We start from the raw sequence: 21,551 nt of genomic DNA on the forward strand, positions 1-21,551 counted from the left end.
GGCCGTCCACTCGGCATCGGTCAACGACCGAGGCCGATAGTATTAGACGTCCACGCTGGCGCGCAGGGCGTTTTCCTGGATGAACTCGCGCCGCGGCTCCACCGTGTCGCCCATGAGGCGGTTGAAGAGGTCGTCGGCGGCGTCCACTTCCTTCACCCGCACCTGGAGCAGCGAGCGGGCGTTGCGGTCCAGCGTGGTTTCCCAGAGCTGCTCCGGGTTCATCTCGCCAAGGCCTTTGTAGCGCTGGAGCGAGAGGCCCTTGCGGCCGGTGTCGGTGACCGCGTCGAACAGGTCCACGGCGCCGAACAGCACCTGCTCGTCATTCTTGCGCTTCAGCACGGAGGCGGCGGTGAACACGCCATCGAGGTCCCGCGCCAGATTGTCCAGCCGCCGCGCCTCGGGTGAGGCGACGAAGGCGTGGTCGATGCGCGCCACCTCGGCAACGCCGCGCACCGTGCGGGAGAAGGTGTAGCCGGCCTCGTCGAACAGGCCGGTCCAGCCCCGTTCGGTCTCGTCCGCCAGGGCATCGAGCCGCATGGCCACCTCGGCGGCGGCGGCGATGCCGGCGGCCTCGTCCTGCAACGCCCCGGCGCCGAACGCGCCCGCGAGCGCGGCCTGTTCGGCCACCGCACGGTTGTAGCGCGGGTGCATGGCGCCCAGCGCCGCGCGCATCAGGCGCGACACCTCCACCACATGGGCGAGGTCCGAGCCCGTGCGCACCTCGCCCGTGGCCAGGTGCAGGGAGGCCTCGTCGAGCCCGGCGGTAACCAGATAGTCCTCCAGCGCCTTCTCGTCCTTGAGGTAGGTCTCGGACTTGCCGCGCGCCACCTTGTAGAGCGGCGGCTGGGCGATGAAGAGGTGGCCGGCGTCCACCAGCTCCGGCATCTGCCGGAAGAAGAAGGTGAGCAGCAGGGTGCGGATATGGGCGCCGTCCACGTCGGCGTCGGTCATGATGATGATCTTGTGGTAGCGCAGCTTGGCGAGGTCGAAGCCGCCCGAATGCCCGTCGTCCCGCCCGATGCCGGTGCCGAGCGCGGTGATCAGGGTGCCGATCTGCTCGGACGAGAGCATCTTGTCGAAGCGGGCGCGCTCCACGTTCAGGATCTTGCCGCGCAAGGGCAGCACCGCCTGGAAGGCGCGGTCGCGGCCCTGCTTGGCGGAGCCGCCGGCCGAGTCACCCTCGACGATGAAGATCTCGGACTTGGCCGGGTCGCGCTCCTGGCAGTCGGCGAGCTTGCCGGGCAGGGAGGCCACATCCAGCGGGCTCTTGCGCCGTGTGAGATCGCGGGCCTTGCGGGCGGCCTCGCGGGCGGCGGCGGCCTCCACCACCTTGCCGATCACGTTCCTGGCTTCCGCCGGATTCTCCTCGAACCAGACCGACAGCGCCTCGCCCACCAGGGATTCCACCACCGGGCGGACCTCGGAGGACACCAGCTTGTCCTTGGTCTGGGACGAGAATTTGGGGTCGGGCACCTTCACCGAGAGCACGGCGGTGAGGCCTTCGCGGCAATCCTCGCCGGTGGGGTCCACTTTCTCCTTCTTGGCGATGCCGGAGGAATTGGCATAGCCGATCACCTGCCGGGTCAGCGCCGCCGCAAAGCCGGTGAAGTGGGTGCCGCGATCGCGCTGGGGAATGTTGTTGGTGAAGCACAGGATGTTTTCGTGATAACCGTCATTCCACGACAGCGCGGCTTCCACGGTCATGCCGTCCTTCTCGGCGCGGATCACCACCGGCTTCTGGAGCAGGGCGGACTTGGAGCGGTCGAGATATTTCACGAAGGCTTCCACGCCGCCCTCGTAATGCAGCTCCTCGCGCTTCACGTCGGCGGTGCGCGCGTCGGTGAGGATGATGAGCACGCCGGAATTCAGGAACGCCAGCTCGCGCAGCCGGTGCTCCAGTGTGGCATAGTCGAACTCGATCCTGGTGAAGGTCTCGGGGCTTGGGGTGAAGGTCACCCTCGTGCCGCGCTTCCCGGCGGGGGCCTCGCCCACCACCTTCAGCGGGGCTTCCGCGTCGCCATGGCGGAAGCGCATGGCGTGCTCCTTGCCATCGCGCCAGACGGTGAGGTCAAGGGTGGTGGACAGGGCGTTCACCACCGAGACGCCAACCCCGTGCAGGCCGCCGGAGACCTTGTACGAGTTCTGGTTGAACTTACCGCCCGCATGCAGCTGGGTCATGATGACCTCGGCCGCGGAGACGCCCTCTTCCTTGTGGATATCGGTGGGGATGCCACGCCCGTCGTCGGTCACCGTCACCGAGCCGTCAGCATTGAGGGTGACCGTGACTTCCTTGGCCCAGCCGGCGAGGGCCTCGTCGATGGCGTTGTCCACCACCTCGTACACCATATGGTGGAGGCCCGAGCCGTCGTCCGTGTCGCCGATATACATGCCGGGTCGCTTGCGCACGGCATCGAGGCCCTTGAGGACCTGGATGGACTGGGCGCCGTAATCGTCGGGGGACGCGGCAGGCACGGGTTCGGCCATGATTGATCTCGAATCGTTGAGCGACTTGTTGCAAATCTAGCGCAAAGTGGCGGTTATTTGGTGGCGGATGCGCGTCTTTCCACGTCTTGGCCCGCGCGGTAGCGTGCAAAGCCATCTGAACGCAACTTGCAGGCGGGGCATGCGCCGCAGCCGTAGCCCCAGGCGTGGCGCGTGCCGCGTTCACCCAGGTAGCAGGTGTGGGTGTCCTCCACGATCAGGTCGACGAGGGCCGTGCCCCCGAGCCGTTCGGCGAGGCCCCAGGTCTCGGCCTTGTCGATCCACATGAGCGGGGTGTGGAGGACGAAGCGCTTCTCCATGCCGAGGTTCAGTGCCACCTGCATGGCCTTGATTGTGTCGTCCCGGCAGTCCGGATAGCCGGAAAAATCGGTCTCGCACATGCCGCCGATGATGTGCCGCAGGCCCCGCCGGTAGGCCAGCGCTGCGGCGAAGGTGAGGAACACGAGGTTGCGGCCGGGCACGAAGGTGTTGGGCAGGCCGCCCTCCGCCATCTCCACCGCCACGTCGCGGGTGAGGGCGGTTTCGGAGATCTGGCCCAGCACCGGCATGTCCAGCACATGGTCTTCGCCGAGCCGTGAGGCCCACTCGGGCTTCAGGGCGGCGAAGGCCGCGCGCAGCACGGGGCGGCGCTCCAGCTCCACCGCGTGACGCTGGCCGTAATGGAAGCCGAGGGTCTCCACCCGCCCGAAGCGCTCCAGCGCATAGGCAAGGCAGGTGGCTGAATCCTGCCCGCCGGAAAAGAGCACCAGCGCGCCCTCCTCCGCCAGGGTCGCAACGCGGGCCTGAGCCTCAGTCATTCAGGAGATGGCCCCCGCTGCCGTCCGCACGCTCATCATTCCCCCGGGGCCTTGGCATCGATGGAGATGGCATGCAGGCCCTTGGCGATCTCGCCCTGGAGCAGGCCGTTGACGATGCGGTGGCGCTCGATGCGGCTCTTGCCGCTGAAGTCGGTGGCGACGACGCGGACGCGCAGGTGCGTCACTCCGCCATCCTCGCGGTGCTCGGCACCCTTGAGCTGGTGGCTCACGCCGGCATGGCCGGCATGCTTGTGGCTCTCGTCCTCAAGTTCGAGAAACACAGGCGCCAAGCCCTGTTCGAGGGTCTGGCGGATGGTGGAAAGGGAAGTCTGCGACATGGAAAATCCAATGGCTGAAATGAACGGGCCGAAGGCGCGGCACCCAAGATGGCGCTTCGCCGGAGCACGCATTATATGGGGATTGTCGCAGCCCGCCTAATCCGCGCGCGGACAAGGCGTCAAGGCTCAGCCGATGCCCGCGACGATGGCCCCGTTACCACCCGTTCCGTGGGTCTTCGCCATCTCGTTCCTTACCTCGTTCGCCACCTCGTTTCTTGCCGCGCCGCGGGACGGCGCTCATAATCGCTGCGCCATGAAATTGAATTCCCCCCTCTTCGACCGAATCCGGGTGAAGCCCGCGGAGGATCGGCGCACCCGCCGGTACCTCCAGGGCTGCCAGTGGCCGGGCTGTGCGTCGGAGGGGACCCACAAGGCGCCCAAGGGTCGGCATCAGGAAGGCCAGTACTGGCACTACTGCATCGACCACGTGAAGGCCTACAACCAGTCGTACAATTATTTCGCCGGGATGACCGATGACGCCGTCTACGCCTACCAGAAGGACGCGCTGACCGGCCATCGCCCCACCTGGAAGATGGGTGCGAAGGGCGACGGCCAGCCCGGCGCCGCCGCCAATGGCGCCCCCGACCCGGACGGCATGCGCGACCCCTTCGGCTTCACCGCCGAGATGGGCGGCGCCTTCCGCGCCGACCGGCCGGAGCCCGACGGGCGCATCGTGCGCACCACCGAGCGCCGGGCGCTGGAGCTGATGGGGCTGGAGATGTCCGCCGAGCCGGCGGAGATCAAGGCCCGCTACAAGGCGCTGGTGAAGCTGCATCATCCCGACGCCAATGGCGGCGACCGTTCGTCCGAGGACCGGCTGCGCAGCGTCATCCAGGCCTACAACAGCCTCAAGCAGGCAGGTTTCTGCTGACCGATCCGAAGGATGGCCGGCTTCACGCGGCTGCGGACCCAAACGGCCCCGCACCGGACACGAACACAGGGAAGAGGCGCGCCGCGCGCGTCGACGGAGGAGTTATGAGCGTCACGGAGACCATTGCCCCGACCCCGGACATGAAGGTGTCGGTTCGCCAGACGTTCGGCATCGACATCGACATGGATGTTCCGGCCTTCTCCGAGGCGGACTCCCACGTGCCGGAGCTGGATCCCGATTATCTGTTCGATCGGCCCACCACCCTCGCCATCCTCGCCGGCTTCGCCCGCAACCGCCGGGTGATGGTGACTGGATACCATGGAACCGGCAAGTCCACCCATATCGAGCAGGTGGCGGCGCGGCTGAACTGGCCGTGCGTGCGCATCAACCTCGACAGCCACATCTCGCGCATCGACCTTATCGGCAAGGATGCGATCGTGGTGAAGGATGGCCTGCAGGTCACCGAGTTCCGCGACGGCATCCTGCCCTGGGCCTACCAGAACAACGTCGCCCTGGTGTTCGACGAATATGACGCCGGCCGCCCGGACGTGATGTTCGTGATCCAGCGCGTGCTGGAATCCTCCGGCCGGCTCACCCTGCTCGACCAGAGCCGGGTGATCCGCCCCCATCCCGCCTTCCGGCTGTTCGCCACCGCCAACACCATCGGCCTCGGCGACACCACCGGCCTCTATCACGGCACCCAGCAGATCAACCAGGCGCAGATGGATCGCTGGTCCATCGTCACCGCGCTGAACTATCTGGCCCACGACAAGGAAGTGGACATCGTGCTCGCCAAGGCGAAGCACTTCCAGAACACCGAGGGGCGCGACACGGTGAACCGCATGGTGCGCCTGGCCGACCTCACCCGTCAGGCGTTCATGAACGGCGACCTCTCCACCGTCATGAGCCCGCGCACGGTGATCACCTGGGCGGAAAATACGGACATTTTCCGCGATATCGCCTTCGCGCTGCGGGTCACCTTCCTCAACAAGTGCGACGAACTGGAGCGACCGCTGGTGGCCGAGTTCTTCCAGCGCTGCTTCGGCCAGGAGCTGACCGAGAGCACCGTGAACGTCGCCTTGTCCTGAGCCGGGATCATCCCGGCTCCATCCATCCTGATACGAGACGCAGCACACGAGGCGGATTCATGGCCCCGACCAACCGCACCCCCGGAAAGGCGCCGAAGGAAGCCCCCGCCGAGCCCTTCAAGCGGGCGGTGGCGGGTTGCTTCAAGGCCATCGCCGGCGTCGCCGAGTTCGAGGTGACCTTCGCCTCGGAGCGGCCGGCGCTGGCCCCTGACCGGGTGCGCCTGCCCGAGCCGCCCCGCCGCTTCACCCTCCAGGACGCCGCCATCGTGCGCGGCCATGCGGACAGCCTCGCCTTGCGCCGGGCGTGCCACGACCCCAAGGTCCATCGCAAGATGCTGCCCCAGGGCGAGACCGCCCGCGCCGTGTTCGAGGCGGTGGAGCAGGCGCGGGTCGAGGCCATCGGCGGCATCCGCATGCCGGGCGTGAAGCGCAACCTCGCGGCCATGCTGCAGGACCGCTACCATCGCGGCAGCTTCGCCGACATTACCGAGCGCTCGGAAGCGCCCATCGAGGACGCCATCGCCCTCATGGTGCGCGAGCGCCTCACCGGCGAGCCGCCGCCGCCGGACGCGCGCAAGATCGTCGACCTCTGGCGCTCCTATATCGAGGACCGCGCCTCCGGCGACCTCGCCCGCCTGTCCGACAGCATCGAAAACCAGAAGCGCTTCGGTGAGATCGCCCGCGACCTTCTCGCCTCCCTCGACATGGGCGAGGAAAGCGGGCTCGACACCGAGCAGGAGCCCGACGATTCCGACGCCGAGGGCGGTTCGCAGGAGGAGGGCGGCGAGAGCGGCGACGCCCGGGAGGACGACAGCCAGCAGGGCGCCACCGAGGTCGAGGCCGAACTGTCCGAGGAGGACATGCCCGACAACGCCGCCGAGAGCGACGCCGCCCCGCCCGCCGAGGCGCCGGACGGCACCGAGCTTGGCGACAGCGAGGAGCCGGCGGAGCAGTGGCAGCCGCGCCCGCCGGTCACCCACGACAATCGCGGGCCGGAATACCACGCCTTCACCACCAAGTTCGACGAGGAGGTCTCGGCCGAGGACCTGTGCGACCCCGAGGAACTGACGCGGCTGCGCTCCTATCTGGACAAGCAACTCGCCCATCTCCAGGGCGTGGTGGCACGCCTCGCCAACCGGTTGCAGCGGCGCCTGATGGCCCAGCAGAACCGGGCCTGGGAGTTCGACCTGGAGGAAGGCGTGCTTGATCCGGCGCGGCTTGCCCGCGTCATCATGGACCCCACCGCCGCCCTGTCCTTCAAGCGGGAGCGCGACACCGACTTCCGCGACACGGTGGTGACGCTGCTCATCGACAATTCCGGCTCCATGCGCGGCCGGCCCATCACCGTGGCTGCCACCTGCGCCGACATCCTCGCCCGCACGCTGGAGCGCTGCGGCGTGAAGGTGGAGGTGCTGGGCTTCACCACCAAGGCGTGGAAGGGCGGGCAATCGCGCGAGGGCTGGCTCGCCGCCGGCAAGCCGGTGGGTCCCGGCCGGCTCAACGACCTGCGCCACATCATCTACAAGTCGGCCGATGCGCCCTGGCGGCGGGCACGGCGCAACCTCGGCCTGATGATGCGCGAGGGCCTGCTGAAGGAGAACATCGACGGCGAGGCGCTGGACTGGGCGCACAAGCGCCTTTTGGCCCGCACCGAATCCCGGCGTGTGCTGATGATGATCTCCGACGGCGCGCCGGTGGATGACAGCACCCTCTCCGTGAATGCCGGCAATTATCTGGAGCGCCACCTGCGGCACATCATCTCCGAGATCGAGACCCGCTCGCCGGTGGAACTGATCGCCATCGGCATCGGCCATGATGTGACGCGCTATTATCGCCGCGCCGTCACCATCGTGGATGCCGAGGAGCTGGGCGGCGTGATGACCGAGAAGCTGGCCGAGCTGTTCGAGGATGAACCCAAGGCCGCGCCAAGGGCCGCGCCCCGCGGGCGGCTTCATTGAGGCGAGGGACCCGCTTCGCCTTGGGTTTCGTGGCGGCGGGGCTGGGCCTTGCCGCCGTGGTCGCGGTCGCCACCTCCGTGCTTCTGGCCAAGCCGCTGGCGCTGCCGGCGACGCCGGAGGCGATCACGGTGGTCGCCCGGCCCATCGTCAGCTTCCGGACGGGCGAGGATAAACACCGGTTCGGCGCCCTCGATTTCCGCGGCGGGCTGGTGCTCACCTCCGACTTTTCCGGCTTCGGCGGCATTTCCGGCTTCTCATTGGGGGAGGACAGCCGCTTCCTCGCCGTCACCGATGCCGGCCTGTTCCTCTCCGGTCGCCTCGACACGGACGGCGACCGGCCCACCGGCCTGTCCGATGTTGAGGCCGCAGCCCTGCTCGATTCCCAGGGCCGGGTGCAGGCGGCCCACCACCGCTCCGACGTGGAGGCTGTCACTGTGGCGCCCGACGCCGTGTATGTGGCCATGGAGACCATCAACGAGATCTGGCGCTATCCGCGCGATCCTCTGGGCCAGAAGGGCACGCAGGTACCCGCCCCCGCCATCCGCGACCTGCGCCGCAATGCCGGTCTGGAAAGCCTCGCCCTGGTTTCCTCCGGCCCGCTGAGGGGGGCGCTTCTCGCCATCGGCGAGGAAGGGGCGACACCGGCGGCGGACCTGCCCGGCTTCATCATCGGTGGTCGAGAGCCCGGCACCTTCACCGTGGTGAAGAGCGGACCGTTCGACGCCACCGACCTCGCCTTTGGTCCCGACGGCGACCTGTTCCTGCTGGAACGCCACTATTCCCCCCTCACCGGGGTGCTCCTGCAGATCCGCCGCTTCGCCCTGGCGGACGTGAAGGCGGGCGCCCGGCTCGGCGGCGAGGTGCTCGGCACCTTCGACATGGGCTATGAGATCGACAACATGGAAGGGCTCGCGGTGACCCGCAACGCCACCGGCGAGACCCTGCTCACCCTCATCTCCGACGACAATTTCAGCCTGCTCCAGCGCACCCTCCTGCTGCGCTTCGCCGTGGTTCGGGACTGAGAGCGCGTCTGAAAACTCAACGCAGGCCTTGACGCAATCACCGTCGTCATCCCCGGCCATGATGGTTATTGAAGCGCCGGAGGCGGTGCGGGCGCCCATCCGGGCCAATTCTCAAACACGCTCTGAGGCGCTGCTGCGTCCCGAACCGGGACAGTGGCAGGTCGGGTGGAACCGTTCGGGTGGAACCGTTCGGGAACGAAAGGCGCGCGAATCGCGGACCGGTTTAAAAACCGCCTTCGTTCCTCCCGTCCCGTTTCGGCACGGCTTTCGCCATGGGCTGGCACGCATGGGGAACGGACCCGGACCGAATCGGCTGCGGCGCGCCGTTCCGCCTGCGTTCCCGCTTCCCTTGCCGCGCATGGTGGCCCATGCCCATATGCACCCGGCCGCGAGGGCCGAACGAAAGGGCGCTCCATGCTGCTGACCGGTCCGAACCTGTTTGTGCTCGTCCTGCTCGTGCTCGCGGTGGCGGTGGTGTTCTCCGGGGTGAAGACGGTGCCGCAGGGCTACCAGTATACGGTGGAGCGCTTCCGCCGGTACACCAAGACGCTCCAGCCCGGCCTCAACCTCATCGTCCCGTTCATCGACCGCATCGGCAACAAGGTGAACGTGATGGAGCAGGTGCTCCCGGTGCCGACCCAGGAGGTCATCACCAAGGACAATGCCACCGTCGCGGTGGACGGGGTCGCCTTCTACCAGGTGTTCGACGCCGCCCGCGCGTCCTACGAGGTGGCCCGGCTCGACACCGCCATCCTGGCCCTGACCATGACCAACATCCGCACCGTCATGGGCTCCATGGACCTCGACCAACTCTTGTCCCACCGCGACGAGATCAACGTGCGCCTGCTGCGGGTGGTGGATGCCGCCGCCGCGCCGTGGGGCATCAAGATCACCCGGGTGGAGATCAAGGACATCGTGCCGCCGGCGGACCTGGTCAACGCCATGGGCCGGCAGATGAAGGCCGAGCGCGAGAAGCGCGCCATCATCCTGGAGGCCGAGGGCCAGCGCCAGTCCGAGATCCTGAAGGCGGAAGGTCAGAAGCAGGGCCAGATCCTCCAGGCCGAAGGCCGCCGCGAGGCTGCCTTCCGCGACGCCGAGGCGCGCGAGCGCCTGGCCGAGGCCGACGCCAAGGCCACCCAGATGCTCTCCGCCGCGGTGGAGAGCGGCGACCCGGCGGCGCTGAACTATTACATCGCCGAGAAATACGTGAAGGCGTTCGAGGCCATGGGCACCGCGCCCAACCAGAAGGTGGTGCTGGTGCCCTATGAGGGCACCGCGCTCCTTGGCTCGCTCACCGGCATCGGCGAGATTGCGCGCGCGGCGTTCGGCGGCGAGGGGCCGGCGGGGGCCCGCCCGCCGCTTTCCGGCAGCCGGCGGCCGACCGGCCCCGCCACTGTGCCGCCACCGGCCCACGGCTGAGGGGCGCGCCATGCTCTCAGATCTCGGGTCCTTTCTCGGACCATGGGCCTGGTTCATCCTGGGCGGGGTGCTGCTGGTGGCGGAGATTGCCGCGCCGGGCGCCTTCCTGCTCTGGCTGGGCCTCGCGGCGCTCGCCACCGGCGCCCTGTCCTACGTGGTGGGCCTGAGCTGGCAGAGCGAAGTCCTGGCCTTCGCGGCACTGGCGGTGATCGCGGTGCTGGTGGGCCGCAGGATCAGCCCGGCACCGGGCCGCGCCTCCGACCGGCCATTCCTGAACCGGCGGGCGGAAGGCTTCGTCGGGCGGGTGTTCACGCTGGATGAGCCCATCATCGACGGGATGGGGCGGGTGCGCATCGACGACAGCGTCTGGCGCATCGAAGGCCCCGACCTTGCCGCCGGCCGTGACGTGAAGGTGGTGGCGACCGATGGTGCCACGCTGAAGGTGGAAGCGGTGGAAGGCTGAACCAAACGGCCCCGGTTCAAAGACCGGGGCTGCCCGGAGCGGCCGCCCGAACCCCTCAGTTCAGCCCGCGCAGCAGGCGATCGAGATAGTCGAGTTCGAGCTGGGGCCGTGTCGGCTCCTCCAGGCGCCGGCGCAGTTCCTCCAGCACGCGGCGGGCGCGCTGGGCGTCCACCTCGTCGGGCACCTTCACCGTGAAGTCGTCGCCATAATCCTGGCTGCGCAGGGGCCGGCCCATGGGGTCGGTGCGCTGGGCGGCTTCCTCGCCGGGGCCGCCGGGACCCTGGCCATCCTGGTTGCCACGCTGGCCCTCGGCCATGGACTGCGCGCCCTGGCGCAGGGCCTGGAGCGCCCGGCCCTCGGCGTCGAGTGCGCCCTGGCCCTCGCCACGGCCCAGCGCCTCCTCGGCCTCGCGCATGGCGTCGCCGGCCCGGCCCAAGGCATCGCCGGCGCGGTCCATGGCCTCGTTGCCCTCGCCGTTCTGGCCCTGCTGGCCGGGGCCGCCCTGTTGTCCCTGTTGCCCCTGCTGCATGCGGCGCATCTCGTCCAGCATGCGGCCGAGGCGGCGGCGCAGCTCCTGCTGGTTCTGCTGGAGATCGCCGAAGCCGTTCTCGCCTTGCTGGCCTTGCTCGCCCTGCTGCCCGCGCTGTCCCTGCTCGCCCTGTTGACCTTGCTGGCCGTTCTGCTGGCCCTGGCGGTTCTGGCGCCAGGTGCGGTCGCGCAGGCGCTGCTGCTCCTGGATCATCTTGCCCAGTTCGTTCTGCTGCTGGTTCTGGCGCCCGGCCTGCTGGCGGCCGCCGGGCTTCATGTTTTCCATCATGGCCTGCAGCTCGTCGAGCAGGGCCTTGGCCGCGTCGCGATTGCCGGAGCGGGCGAGGTTCTCGATGCGGTCCAGCATGCGCTGGAGGTCCTGCGGGCGCACGATGCGGGTGGAGGGGTCGAGCGGGCGCGCATCGGTGTTGCCGTCGCGCTGCGCCTGCTCGGCCAGCTGGCGCATCATCTTGTCCATGGCGGCGCGCAGGTCCTGGGTGAGGCGCTTGATCTCCTCCTCGCTGGCGCCGCGCTCCAGCGCCTCGCGCAGCGCCTCCTGAGCGGCCTTCAGCTCGCGCTCGGCCTCGGACAGGGTGCCGTCCTCGATCAGGACCGCCACCTCCCACAGATAATCCACCAGCGCGCGCAGATCGTCGTCGTTGCGGGCGGTCTTGGCACGGGTGAGGGCGGTGGTGAGGCCGAGATATTCGCCCGCCGCCGGCGTGAACTGCTCGGGGGCGGTGGTGAGGGCCTTGAGCACCGCCACCAGCCGCCGCCGGTTGGCGGGATCGAAGGCAAGGCGGCGCCGCTCGTCGATGAGGGCGCGGGCCAGGGGCTTGGAGAAGGTGCGCGCCGGCAGGCGCACGGTGCGGGTCTCGCTCATCCCCTCGTTGCCGGCCTCGTCGCGGGCCTTGAGGGTCACGCTCACGCGGGCGCCGGCCCAGGGATGGGCAACCAGGTCCTTGGAGGTCTGCGCGGCGCCGCTCTTGCCGCCTGCGGGCAGGGAGAGCTTGAGGTCCGGCGCCGGCACCAGCGGCTGGGCCAGTTTGGGCGGCGTCGCGCCGGGGCGCGGGAACAGGGGCGGCTCGGGCGGCAGCGGGGCGAACACGGCCTCGGCCTCCTTCACCCCGTAGTCGTCCTCCATGCGGTAGGCGAGGACGAGGGCGTTGCGGGGACCGGACTGCGGGTCCTTGGCGAAGGCGATGGCGGGCTTTTGGTCCGGCAGCACCTTGAAATGCCACATGAGGCGACGCTGGTCCGGGCCGAGGAAGGTGACGTCCGCGTCTTCCTTGATCACATAACGCCGCTCGCCGGTGGCCGGCGCGGGGGCCTCGCCCTCGGGCTTCACCTCCGCGACCCCGCCTTCCAGCTTCAGGGATGCGGCGTCGATCCCGGCGCCGCGCACCACCAGCACGCTGCCGGTGGGCACCTGCAGCGCGGCGGCATTCAGCGAGGAGGGATCATCCGAGCGCAGGCCGGGCAGCACCACGGGCGGGCGGCCGGTATAGCCGGGCGGATCGACCCAGGCGTCGAGGCGATAGGGGGCGGGCGGGGTCAGGGCCTTCCAGTCGAAGGCGGCGCCGATGCGCGACAGGTGCGCGCCGGGCGCCATGAAGAAGGTGGCGAACAGGGCCAGAACCGCCAGCGCCCGGACGGCGCGGGGATCGAGCCGGGCGAGGCCGGGCTCGGGCGGGCCGGCGCGCAGGGTGCGGGCGGCGGCCAGCGCACGGGCAAGATGGGCCCGCCACAGGGCGGCGCCCACCGGATCGTCGGGCTTGGTGGCGAGGCTGTCGGAAATGGCGGTGGCGGGCCGGTGGGCGAGGGTGCTCCTGCGGTCGAGGCGGGCGATGCCGTCGTCCTCGCTCGGCCAGCGCAGGGTCAGCAGCGGGCGGGCGGTGAGCACCAGCCCGATGGCGAACGCGACCACGCCGGCGATGCGCGCCGCCACGGGAACCGAGAGCCACAGGCCGGCAAAGGAGAGCGCGAGGAAAGCGGCCGCGACGATGCCCACCCGTGCAAGGCCCGGCCAGGCGCGTTCCCAGAACAGGGCGAGGCGGGCGCGGCCGACGGCGCGGGCTAGAAGGAAGCGCGCGTCGCCTTCCGGCGTGCGCGGGAGCTTTTCGTCGCGAGGTGCGCTCACACTCTCTCCCTTCTTCCCGCGGGCGGCCGGACCGGACGCGGCACGCAAGGCCAGCTTGAAAAGCCAGCTTAACATGACGCAAGGAGCGGGCCAGAGCACGCCCTTCGCGTCGGCTTCACAACTGGGTCATGCGCTGCAACATGGCGCTATGGATGCCTGGTGCTGCGCACGCCTGGGCCAAGTATTTTTTTGGCCAAGCATTCTCGGCGCTAAGCATTTTTGGCGCCCCATTCCACCGCATCCGCCGCATGGCCGATCTCGTCCGGTGAAAGGCCCAGCGCCGAAAGCGTCTCGCAGATATGCGGCGGCAAAGGGGCGCTGGCCGACACCGCCGGGCCGTTCGCCTTCAGCGGCACCACGATGCGACGGGAGTGCAGGTGCAGCTTCGGCCCGCCCGGCAGGCGCGAGGCGCCGCCATAGATGGCATCGCCGAAGATGGGGTGGCCGAGGTTGGACAAATGCGCCCGCAGCTGGTGGGTGCGGCCGGTGACCGGGCTGAGCGCCATCACCGTGAAGCCGCCGGCGCGGTGGAGCACGCGATAATCGGTAATCGCCTCCTGCGCGCCGGGTGTGCCTTTGGGTACCGCCTGCATCCACCAGCCACGATGGGGCGAGCGCTTGGCCAAAGGCTGGTCGATGCGGCCGGCATCCTGCTCCGGCGCGCCCTCGATCACCGCCACATAGGTCTTGCCCACGCTCCCGTTCGCGAACATCTTTCCCAGCAACGCCAACGCCTTGGCGTGGCGCCCGAGGACCAGGCAGCCGGAGGTGTCCTTGTCGAGCCGGTGGGCCAGCTCCGGCGCGCGGGGCAGGCCGAAGCGCAGGGCGTCCAGATGGTCGGCCAGCGTCTCGCCGCCCTTGGGGCCGGCATGGACCGGCAAGCCGTGGGGCTTGTCGATGATCAGCATCATGCCGTCGCGGTAGAGCACCGGCAGATCGGGGGCGGGATCAGGCGGACGGGGTGATGCCGTGGGCGCGGAAGGCGTCATGATAAAGGTCGGCGGCCTCACAGGAGAAGCAGCAGAACACCACGCGGGTGATGCTGCCGGGAGCCTCAAGATGGGCCAGCACGGCGCCGACCGCCAGTGGTGCCGCGCGATCGGGCGGAAATCCATAGATGCCGGTGGAAATGGCGGGGAAGGCGATGGAGGCGAGGCCCGCCGCGTCCGCGAGCTTCAGGCTCTCGCGGTAGCAGGAGGCCAGAAGCCCATCCTCGCCCGCGCCGCCGCCACGCCAGACCGGCCCGACCGCATGGATCACATGGGCAGCCGGCAGGCCGAAGCCCGGGGTCAGGCGCACCTCCCCGGTGGGGCAGCCGCAGAGGGTGCGGCAACAGGCGAGAAGCTCCGGCCCCGCGGCCCGGTGGATTGCCCCATCCACCCCGCCACCGCCGAGCAGGCTGGAATTGGCCGCATTGACGATGGCGTCGATGGCGAGGCGGGTGATGTCGCCCACCACGATCTCCAGCCGGGCCTGCCGCGGGGCGGCAGCGGCGCCGGAGGCAAGGGGCTCAGCCATGGCAAGGTCCTTTCAGGCTGGTCGTCATGCCTTCACATGGGCGTCAACATCTTCATATCTACACGTTTTCCGAATATGCCAGCAGTCCCGCAACGCCACCGGCCGATGCCGTTGGTGCAGGACCGCGCGGCATCTGAGCGTAACCCTCTCGGCCTCGATCGAAGACCGATGCCGCCACCATAAGAAAGACCAGCATCATGGCACATACGCGCAAGAACGAGCTGCGGCTCCTGACCGGCGACGAAATGGAGTTCGTCGAAAAGGCCCGCCACCCGGTGCTGGGCGCGCTTTCCGATGACGACCTGCATCACCTCGTCGGCTATCTGAGCGATCGCCGCGCGCGGGCGCTCACCATTGCCAACAACCAGCGCCGGGCCCTGCGCGGCAAGGGCGGCCGGGGAGAGGTGACCTTCGAGAAGGCGGATTCCGGCAATCGCCAGAAGGCGGCCGTGCTCACCGACGCCCTCACCCGTGCCCGCCGCGAGGCGAGCCGCCGGGCCACCGAGGCGGCGCGGGACGAGCTGATGGCCAATGCCCATCGCGCCCTCGAACTGAAGCGCGATTCCAAGCGCGCCACGCGTCCGGCCAATCTGCCCCGTCCCAACAAGGGCATGCGCTCCAAGGCGCGGACCCGCATGGATGCCATCGGCGCGGCGGGCGAGGCCGGCCGGGTCACCAAGTTCGTGGCGGTGGCGCAGGCGAAGAAGGATTCGCGCGGCTGAAGCTGCGGGCAGAAGCCGCGCTTCAGGTGCGAGGGCAGGCCGTCGGCCGGCCTGTCTTCGCGTCTCGGTCCGACTGCCCCGGTCAGGTCGCACGCGCGATCTGGCCGGTCAGTCCGCCAGTTCCAGCTTGAGGTCCAGGGTGGAGCGGCGGCCGAGATCGTCGAAATGGGCCTCCAGAAAGACCTCCGCCGCCGCCCGGCCGAGGTCGCGCAGGTGCTGCAGGAAGGACCATTCCGCATTCATCTTCGAGGTGGCGTCCAGGGCCATCAGCTGGTCCTCGCCGCCGATGCGGTGCAGTCGCACCCGGCGGAAGCTCGATCCGCCCAGGGTCCAGCGGGTGAGCAGCCCCTGGTCGATGAGCTTGGCCGCATGGTCGATGGCGCGCAGCTGGGCCAGCAGTGAGGCGTTGAAGGTGATCTCGTTGATGCGGTTCTGGATTTCGGAGGCGGTGCGGGGCGTGGTCTCGCGCATCACCGGGTTGATCTGGACCAGGATGATGTCGTCCGCCTCCGCCTTCTCGTAGAGCGGAAACAGGGGCGGGTTGCCCATATAGCCGCCGTCCCAATAGGGCACGCCGTCGATCTCCACCGCCTGGAACAGGAACGGCAGGCAGGCCGAGGCCATCACCGCGTCCGCGGTCATCTCCTCGTGGCCGAAGATGCGGGCGCGGCCGGTGTGCACATTGGTGGCGGAGATGAAGATCTTCACCTGCGACTGGCGCAGGGCCTCGAAATCCACATGCGCTTCCAGGATCTCGCGCAGGGGATTGATGTTCAGCGGGTTGAAATCGTAGGGCGAGAAGAAGCGCGAGGCCACCTCGAAGGCGAGATAGGCCGGGTTGTTCGCCAGCGACCAGTTGCCCATCACCCGGTCGAACGCGGTGCGCTGGAGCGGCGACATGCGCCCGTCGCGGGACACGTCGCGCCAGAATTGCGTCAGGGCGTGACGGGCCTCCTCCGGATCGCCCTTGGCGAGGCCGGAGGCCAGCACCACCGCATTCATGGCGCCGGCGCTGGTGCCGGTGATGCCGGAGACGGCAAGCCGGTCATCCTGCAGCAGGCGGTCCAGCACGCCCCAGGTGAAGGCGCCATGGGCGCCTCCCCCCTGGAGTGCGAGGCTCACCGGCTTGACGCCTTCGCGGCGGCTCACGGTGCGCGTCCGGGTCGGGTCGCGTTCACTCGGCGACCCAGCCGCCGTCGATCTGCTGCAGGGAGCCGGTGATGGAGCGGGCATTGTCGGAGGCCAGGAACACGGCGAGCGCGGCCACTTCCTCCACCGTCACGAACTCCTTGGTGGGCTGGGCGGCGAGAAGCACCTCCTTCTTCACCTGCTCCTCGGTCATGCCGCGGGCCTTGGCGGTGTCGGGGATCTGCTTTTCCACCAGGGGCGTCCACACATAGCCGGGGCAAATGGCGTTGACGGTGATGCCGAATTGCGCCGTCTCCAGCGCCGCGGTCTTGGTCAGGCCGGCGATGCCGTGCTTGGCCGAGACATAGGCCGACTTGAAGGGCGAGGCCACCAGCGCGTGGGCGGAGGCGGTGCTGATGATGCGGCCCCACTTGCGCGCCTTCATGCCGGGGATGGCCGCGCGCATGGCGAAGAAGGCCGCCGACAGGTTGATGGCGATGATCATGTTCCAGGTGTCGATCGGGAACTCCTCGATGGGCGCCACATGCTGGATGCCCGCGTTGTTCACGAGGATGTCGCAAGCGCCCAGCTCGGTCTCGCCGAGCTTCACCATGTCGGCGATTTCGTCCGGCTTCAGCATGTTGGCCGCCGAATAGAGGCACTTCACGCCAAAATCGCTCTCGATGGCGGCGCGCTCCTTCTCGATGGCGGTGGCGTCACCGAGGCCGTTGATCACGATGTTCGCACCTTCCTTGGCGAAGGCCCGGGCATAGGCAAGCCCGATTCCGCTGGTGGACCCGGTGACGACGGCGACCTTCCCCTTGAGCATGGCTGTTCCCCAAAAAAGGCCCGGCGTGGCCCGGCCTGCGGCCGTGGCTCACGATGTAGCGGAGCGGTGTGACGATGCTGTCACGCGCACAGGCGAACCTGCGGCCGGCAGATTGCAACGCTCCGTCCTGCCGCGCAACGCGACGTTGGCGTGGCTTTCGCACACCGGCGGATGGCAGGACGTGACCTGATGTATTAAATTGGCGACGTGAGCCATCCGACGTCCCATCACAGCGACCATGATCACGGCCAATGCGTGGCCGGGGCCTTGGCGCGCGTGGAAAAGTGCTGCGCGGAAAAAGGCCTGCGCATGACCCCCCTGCGGCGCAGCGTCATGAAGGCGCTGGCCGAAACCCATGTGCCGCTCGGCGCCTATGAGATCGTGGAGCGCCTGGCCGCCGGCGGCGAGCCGACGCCGCCCATGTCGGTCTATCGGGTGCTGGATTTTCTGGTGGCCGAGGGGCTCGCCCACCGCATCGAGAGCCGCAACGCCTTCCTGGCCTGCGGCCATCCCCATGATGCCGAAGAGGTGGTGGTGTTCCTCATCTGCGAGCGCTGCGGCCTGACCAGGGAAGTGGCCTCCCACGCCGTGGGACGCGACTTGGCCTGGGCGGCGCGGGCCGTCGGCTTCGAGCCGCGCCAGCGGGTGCTGGAGGTGGCCGGCACCTGCGCCAGCTGCCGGGAGATGGCCGCCGACGCGCCATCCGGGCGGGCGGGCGGAGAGGCCGACGCCGGTTGACGCTCAGCGCCGCCGGGCCTACTCGAAACCGGTCTGCGCGCCGTCCCGCGACGTATGAGGGCCGGATGCGCCCGTCGCGGATGCCGGTCCCGAACGGACGATTTGCCGAGGATGGAATGCCCATGACCACCCTTCAGACTTCCACCGCGAACGCGCTCCCCCCCGCGACCACGCCCGTGGTTCCCGCCGAGCTGCTGCAGGCCGGCCCTGCGGCGCGGCGCCTGACGGTAGGTGTGCCGGTGGGCCGGGTGATGGTGGGCGGTGGCGCACCGGTGGTGGTGCAGTCCATGACCAACACCGATACCGCCGACATCGAGGGCACGGTGCGCCAGGTGGCCGCCCTCGCCCGCGCCGGCTCGGAGATCGTGCGCATCACGGTGGACCGCAACGAGGCCGCCGCGGCCGTGCCGCACATCAAGGAGAAGCTGCTGGCGCAGGGCATCGACGTGCCGCTGGTGGGCGACTTCCATTATATCGGCCACAAGCTGCTCGCCGATTATCCGGCCTGTGCCCAGGCGCTGGACAAATACCGTATCAATCCCGGCAACGTGGGCTTCGGCGACAAGAAGGACCGGCAGTTCGCCGCCATCGTCGAGACCGCCATCCGCCACGACAAGCCGGTGCGCATCGGCGCCAACTGGGGCTCCCTCGACGGCGAGCTGCTCACCCGCCTGATGGACGAGAACGCCCTGCTGCCGTACCCGGCCGAGGCCCGCGCCGTGACCCGCGAAGCGCTGGTGCGCTCGGCCCTGCTCTCGGCGGCGCTGGCGGAAGAGATCGGCCTTGGCCGCGACCGCATCATCCTCTCCGCCAAGGTCTCGGCGGTGCAGGATCTCATCGCCGTCTATGGCGAGCTGTCCCGCCGTGCCGACTATGCCCTGCATCTCGGCCTCACCGAGGCGGGCATGGGCTCGAAGGGCATCGTCGCCTCCACCGCCGCCATGGGCGTGGTGCTGCAGCAGGGCATCGGCGACACCATCCGCGTGTCGCTGACCCCCGAGCCCAACGGCGACCGCACCCGCGAGGTGCAGGTGGCGCAGGAAATCCTGCAGACCATGGGCCTGCGCACCTTTGTGCCGCTGGTGGCCGCCTGCCCCGGCTGCGGGCGCACCACCTCCACCGTGTTCCAGGAACTGGCGCAGGGCGTGCAGGACATGATCCGCGCCCGCATGCCGGTGTGGAAGGCGAAGTATCCCGGCGTCGAGACCCTGAACGTGGCGGTGATGGGCTGCATCGTGAACGGACCGGGGGAGAGCAAGCACGCCGACATCGGCATCTCGCTCCCCGGCACCGGCGAGACCCCGTCCGCCCCGGTCTTCATCGACGGGAAAAAGGTGGCGACCCTGCGCGGCGCCAACATCCAGGACGAGTTCCGCCAGATGGTGGAAGCCTATGTGGAGCAGCGCTTCGGGGTCGGCGGACCGGTGGCGGCGGGGTCCGCTCCGGCGGATGCGGCGGAGTAGGGCTTTCCGCTACCTCTGCCGTTACCAAAATTTCATGGAGCCCCGCCCTTCCTGCGCCATGTCCGGCTGCTCATATGCGTGTCGTCCAACCCAGTGGAGACGGATATGACTCCCGAGGAACGTGCCCTGATCGACGGCCTGTTCGACCGCATGCGCGGTGTCGCGAACCGGCCGCGTGACGCGGAAGCCGAGGCGCTGATCGCGCGCCGCGTCGCTGAGGCACCCCATGCCACCTATGCCCTGGCGCAGAGCGTGCTGGTGCAGGAGCATGCGCTCCAGCAGTCCTATGCCCACATTCAGGATCTGGAAGCCCAGCTTCAAGATGCCGAGGCCCGCGCGGCGGAGGCGCAGTCGCGTCCGGCCGGCGGCGGCTTCCTCGGCGGCCTGTTCGGCGGCGGCTCCCGCGCTTCCGTGCCCTCCGCCGGCGCGCGCCAGGCCGATGCCGCCATGGGGGTTCCGCCCGGCTACGCCCAGCAGGGCTATGGGCGGCAGGGTTATCCCCAGCAGGGCGGGGGTTATCCGCAACAGGGTTATCCCCAGCAGGGCGGCTACCCGCAGCAAGGCTATGGGCAGCCGCAGCAGGGCGGCCCGTGGGGGCAGCAGCCTCCGCAGCAGCGCGGCGGCTTCGGTGGCGGCGGTGGCTTCCTGCAGGGTGCGCTGGCGACTGCGGCCGGCGTGGCTGGCGGTGCGCTGCTGTTCGACGGTATCAAGAACATGATGTCCGGCGGCGAAGGCGCCGTGGCCCAGGCGGCGGCGGCCGAACTCGGCAAGCCGGCGGCTGACGCCTCCGGCGGCAATCTCGGCCAGGATGCCCAGAATGCGCTGGGCGGACAAGATCCGAGCCAGGGCGCCGGACAGGAAGACGGCTGGAACGCCGATCCCCAGGACGTCAATTTCGACGACGGTGGCGACTGGGGCAGCGACGACAGCTCGGACGACGGCTCCTGGACCTGAGGGTCAGAACTCCGTCCCGCGTGATCAATGGTGCGAACGGCGGTGCAGGACACCGCCGTTTTCGTTTGGCGGCCCGCGGGTCCGACGCCCCATGATCAGCCGGCTTTCGTTTCCCGCCGCGACACTCTAGCTTCTGCGCCAATGCCCCGCTGCGCGGGGGCGGCAGGAACATGCGATGACGCCGTTCGGACACCGGGTGCGCGACCTGCGCGCAGACCGGGGCGTGACACTCACCGAAATGGCCCGCGCCATCGGGGTCACGCCCACCTATCTGTCGGCCCTGGAAACCGGCAAGCGGGGCAAGCCCACCTGGGCGCTGGTGCAGCGAATCATCGCCTATTTCAATGTGATCTGGGACGAGGCGGAGGATCTCCAGCGCCTCGCCGAACTGTCCCAGCCCCGCGTGGTGGTGGACACCGCAGACCTCAGCCCGCAGGCGACCGAGCTTGCCAACCTGCTCGCCCGCGAAATCAGCCACCTCCCGCCGGAGGCCGTGGCCGAGCTTCTCGGACGCCTCAAGATCCTGCGCCGGCGCGGCTGAACGCGCGCGCCGGACCGTCAGGGCGGATCAGCCGGGGGCCGTCACCCTTTCGCCTTCACCCTCTCGCCTTCACCCTCTCGCCTTCACCCTCTCGCTTTCACCAGGGCCTGCGTGGTCTCCTGCAGGCGGAAGGCAAGGTCGCGCAGCACCGAGCGGGCGAGGGACGGGGTCTTGTCGAGAAGATTGAGGAACAGGTCGGTCTCCATGCGCAGCACGCTCATGGGCTCGCCGGCCCGCACCGTGGCGGTGCGCGGCTCGCCCGTGAGCACGCCCATTTCTCCGACCACCGTGTCGCGGCCGAGCCGCGCCACCTCATGGGCGGTGCCGCCGGCCGCCACCTCGATCACGGCGGTGCCCTCGAGCACCACATAGGCGGCGTCCGGCGCCTCGCCCTGGGTGAACAGCACGTCGCCCGGCGCCACGTCGAGCCGCGCCGCCGAGAAGGCGAGCAACCGCAGCTGGCTCGGCTCCAGGTCCTGGAACATGGGGATGCGGGCGAGTGTCCTCGCCTCTTCTTCGATGCTCATTCTTC

General features: G+C 69.2%; 20 protein-coding genes. 11 read left to right on the forward strand and 9 right to left on the reverse strand.

What is annotated here, in order from left to right:
- Positions 1-42: 42 nt before the first annotated feature.
- From gyrB to V5F48_RS15885, 3 genes are read right to left on the reverse strand one after another with little or no spacing between them, the layout of a single operon-like run.
- Complete coding sequence (gene gyrB, locus V5F48_RS15875) at positions 43-2,484, reverse strand: DNA topoisomerase (ATP-hydrolyzing) subunit B (RefSeq protein ID WP_394259480.1); 2,442 nt, start codon at positions 2,482-2,484, stop codon at positions 43-45.
- A 53-nt stretch (positions 2,485-2,537) separates the two neighbouring features.
- On the reverse strand, positions 2,538-3,299 hold the full coding sequence (gene queC, locus V5F48_RS15880) for a 7-cyano-7-deazaguanine synthase QueC (protein ID WP_394259481.1): 762 nt from the start codon (positions 3,297-3,299) through the stop codon (positions 2,538-2,540).
- Between the two features lie 35 nt (positions 3,300-3,334).
- Positions 3,335-3,637: a BolA family protein gene (locus tag V5F48_RS15885; RefSeq protein WP_394108707.1), complete on the reverse strand. Its 303-nt coding sequence runs from the start codon at positions 3,635-3,637 to the stop codon at positions 3,335-3,337.
- Between the two features lie 253 nt (positions 3,638-3,890).
- Between V5F48_RS15885 and V5F48_RS15890 the strand changes: the two genes are divergently transcribed.
- From V5F48_RS15890 to V5F48_RS15915, 6 genes are all read left to right on the forward strand, one after another.
- Positions 3,891-4,508, forward strand: a complete 618-nt coding sequence (locus V5F48_RS15890; protein ID WP_394108708.1) for a J domain-containing protein — start codon at positions 3,891-3,893, stop codon at positions 4,506-4,508.
- A 104-nt stretch (positions 4,509-4,612) separates the two neighbouring features.
- The gene (cobS, locus tag V5F48_RS15895; protein ID WP_282641193.1) at positions 4,613-5,596 is read left to right on the forward strand and encodes a cobaltochelatase subunit CobS; all 984 of its coding nucleotides are present in this window, start codon (positions 4,613-4,615) and stop codon (positions 5,594-5,596) included.
- A 59-nt stretch (positions 5,597-5,655) separates the two neighbouring features.
- A complete protein-coding gene (cobT, locus tag V5F48_RS15900; RefSeq protein WP_394259482.1) occupies positions 5,656-7,554 on the forward strand; it encodes a cobaltochelatase subunit CobT in 1,899 nt (632 codons plus the stop codon).
- A gap of 29 nt (positions 7,555-7,583) precedes the next feature.
- On the forward strand, positions 7,584-8,576 hold the full coding sequence (locus V5F48_RS15905) for an esterase-like activity of phytase family protein (protein WP_394259508.1): 993 nt from the start codon (positions 7,584-7,586) through the stop codon (positions 8,574-8,576).
- Positions 8,577-8,996: 420 nt separating this feature from the next.
- Entirely contained in the window at positions 8,997-9,995 is a 999-nt protein-coding gene (locus V5F48_RS15910) for an SPFH domain-containing protein (protein ID WP_394259509.1), read from the forward strand.
- A gap of 10 nt (positions 9,996-10,005) precedes the next feature.
- Positions 10,006-10,458 (forward strand): NfeD family protein, encoded by a 453-nt coding sequence (locus tag V5F48_RS15915; RefSeq protein ID WP_394259483.1) that lies wholly within the window; start codon positions 10,006-10,008, stop codon positions 10,456-10,458.
- Positions 10,459-10,513: 55 nt separating this feature from the next.
- On the opposite strand, the gene V5F48_RS15920 is transcribed toward V5F48_RS15915, so the two are convergent.
- From V5F48_RS15920 to V5F48_RS15930, 3 genes are all read right to left on the reverse strand, one after another.
- Positions 10,514-13,126: a TIGR02302 family protein gene (locus V5F48_RS15920; RefSeq protein WP_394259484.1), complete on the reverse strand. Its 2,613-nt coding sequence runs from the start codon at positions 13,124-13,126 to the stop codon at positions 10,514-10,516.
- Positions 13,127-13,335: 209 nt separating this feature from the next.
- Positions 13,336-14,115 carry an RluA family pseudouridine synthase gene (locus V5F48_RS15925; RefSeq protein ID WP_394259485.1) on the reverse strand — a complete coding sequence of 260 codons (780 nt, stop codon included), beginning with the start codon at positions 14,113-14,115 and terminating at the stop codon, positions 13,336-13,338.
- Positions 14,075-14,644, reverse strand: a complete 570-nt coding sequence (locus V5F48_RS15930) for an O-acetyl-ADP-ribose deacetylase (RefSeq protein ID WP_394259486.1) — start codon at positions 14,642-14,644, stop codon at positions 14,075-14,077. The genes V5F48_RS15925 and V5F48_RS15930 overlap by 41 nt, the downstream gene beginning before the upstream one ends.
- Before the next feature lie 197 nt (positions 14,645-14,841).
- Here V5F48_RS15930 and V5F48_RS15935 point away from each other — a divergent pair, with 197 nt between their 5' ends.
- The gene (locus tag V5F48_RS15935; RefSeq protein ID WP_394108715.1) at positions 14,842-15,366 is read left to right on the forward strand and encodes a hypothetical protein; all 525 of its coding nucleotides are present in this window, start codon (positions 14,842-14,844) and stop codon (positions 15,364-15,366) included.
- 108 nt (positions 15,367-15,474) lie between these two features.
- Here the strand turns inward: V5F48_RS15935 and V5F48_RS15940 are convergent, their stop codons facing one another.
- Positions 15,475-16,515: a patatin-like phospholipase family protein gene (locus V5F48_RS15940; protein ID WP_394259487.1), complete on the reverse strand. Its 1,041-nt coding sequence runs from the start codon at positions 16,513-16,515 to the stop codon at positions 15,475-15,477.
- Positions 16,516-16,540: 25 nt separating this feature from the next.
- A complete protein-coding gene (locus V5F48_RS15945; RefSeq protein WP_394259488.1) occupies positions 16,541-17,323 on the reverse strand; it encodes a 3-hydroxybutyrate dehydrogenase in 783 nt (260 codons plus the stop codon).
- A gap of 207 nt (positions 17,324-17,530) precedes the next feature.
- Here V5F48_RS15945 and V5F48_RS15950 point away from each other — a divergent pair, with 207 nt between their 5' ends.
- The 4 genes from V5F48_RS15950 to V5F48_RS15965 all read left to right on the forward strand — a co-directional run bounded on the left by V5F48_RS15950 (position 17,531) and on the right by V5F48_RS15965 (position 21,019).
- Positions 17,531-18,061 (forward strand): Fur family transcriptional regulator, encoded by a 531-nt coding sequence (locus tag V5F48_RS15950; RefSeq protein WP_394108718.1) that lies wholly within the window; start codon positions 17,531-17,533, stop codon positions 18,059-18,061.
- 116 nt (positions 18,062-18,177) lie between these two features.
- Positions 18,178-19,524, forward strand: a complete 1,347-nt coding sequence (gene ispG, locus V5F48_RS15955) for a flavodoxin-dependent (E)-4-hydroxy-3-methylbut-2-enyl-diphosphate synthase (RefSeq protein ID WP_394259489.1) — start codon at positions 18,178-18,180, stop codon at positions 19,522-19,524.
- Positions 19,525-19,629: 105 nt separating this feature from the next.
- The gene (locus tag V5F48_RS15960) at positions 19,630-20,478 is read left to right on the forward strand and encodes a DUF2076 domain-containing protein (RefSeq protein WP_394259490.1); all 849 of its coding nucleotides are present in this window, start codon (positions 19,630-19,632) and stop codon (positions 20,476-20,478) included.
- A 175-nt stretch (positions 20,479-20,653) separates the two neighbouring features.
- Positions 20,654-21,019, forward strand: coding sequence for a helix-turn-helix domain-containing protein (locus tag V5F48_RS15965; RefSeq protein ID WP_394108721.1), 366 nt, complete (start codon positions 20,654-20,656; stop codon positions 21,017-21,019).
- Between the two features lie 83 nt (positions 21,020-21,102).
- On the opposite strand, the gene V5F48_RS15970 is transcribed toward V5F48_RS15965, so the two are convergent.
- Complete coding sequence (locus V5F48_RS15970) at positions 21,103-21,546, reverse strand: Crp/Fnr family transcriptional regulator (protein WP_394259491.1); 444 nt, start codon at positions 21,544-21,546, stop codon at positions 21,103-21,105.
- Positions 21,547-21,551 lie beyond the last annotated feature (5 nt).

It is taken from the genome of Xanthobacter autotrophicus ATCC 700552 (assembly GCF_043194565.1).
GTDB classification, from domain to species: Bacteria; Pseudomonadota; Alphaproteobacteria; order Rhizobiales; family Xanthobacteraceae; genus Xanthobacter; species Xanthobacter autotrophicus_F.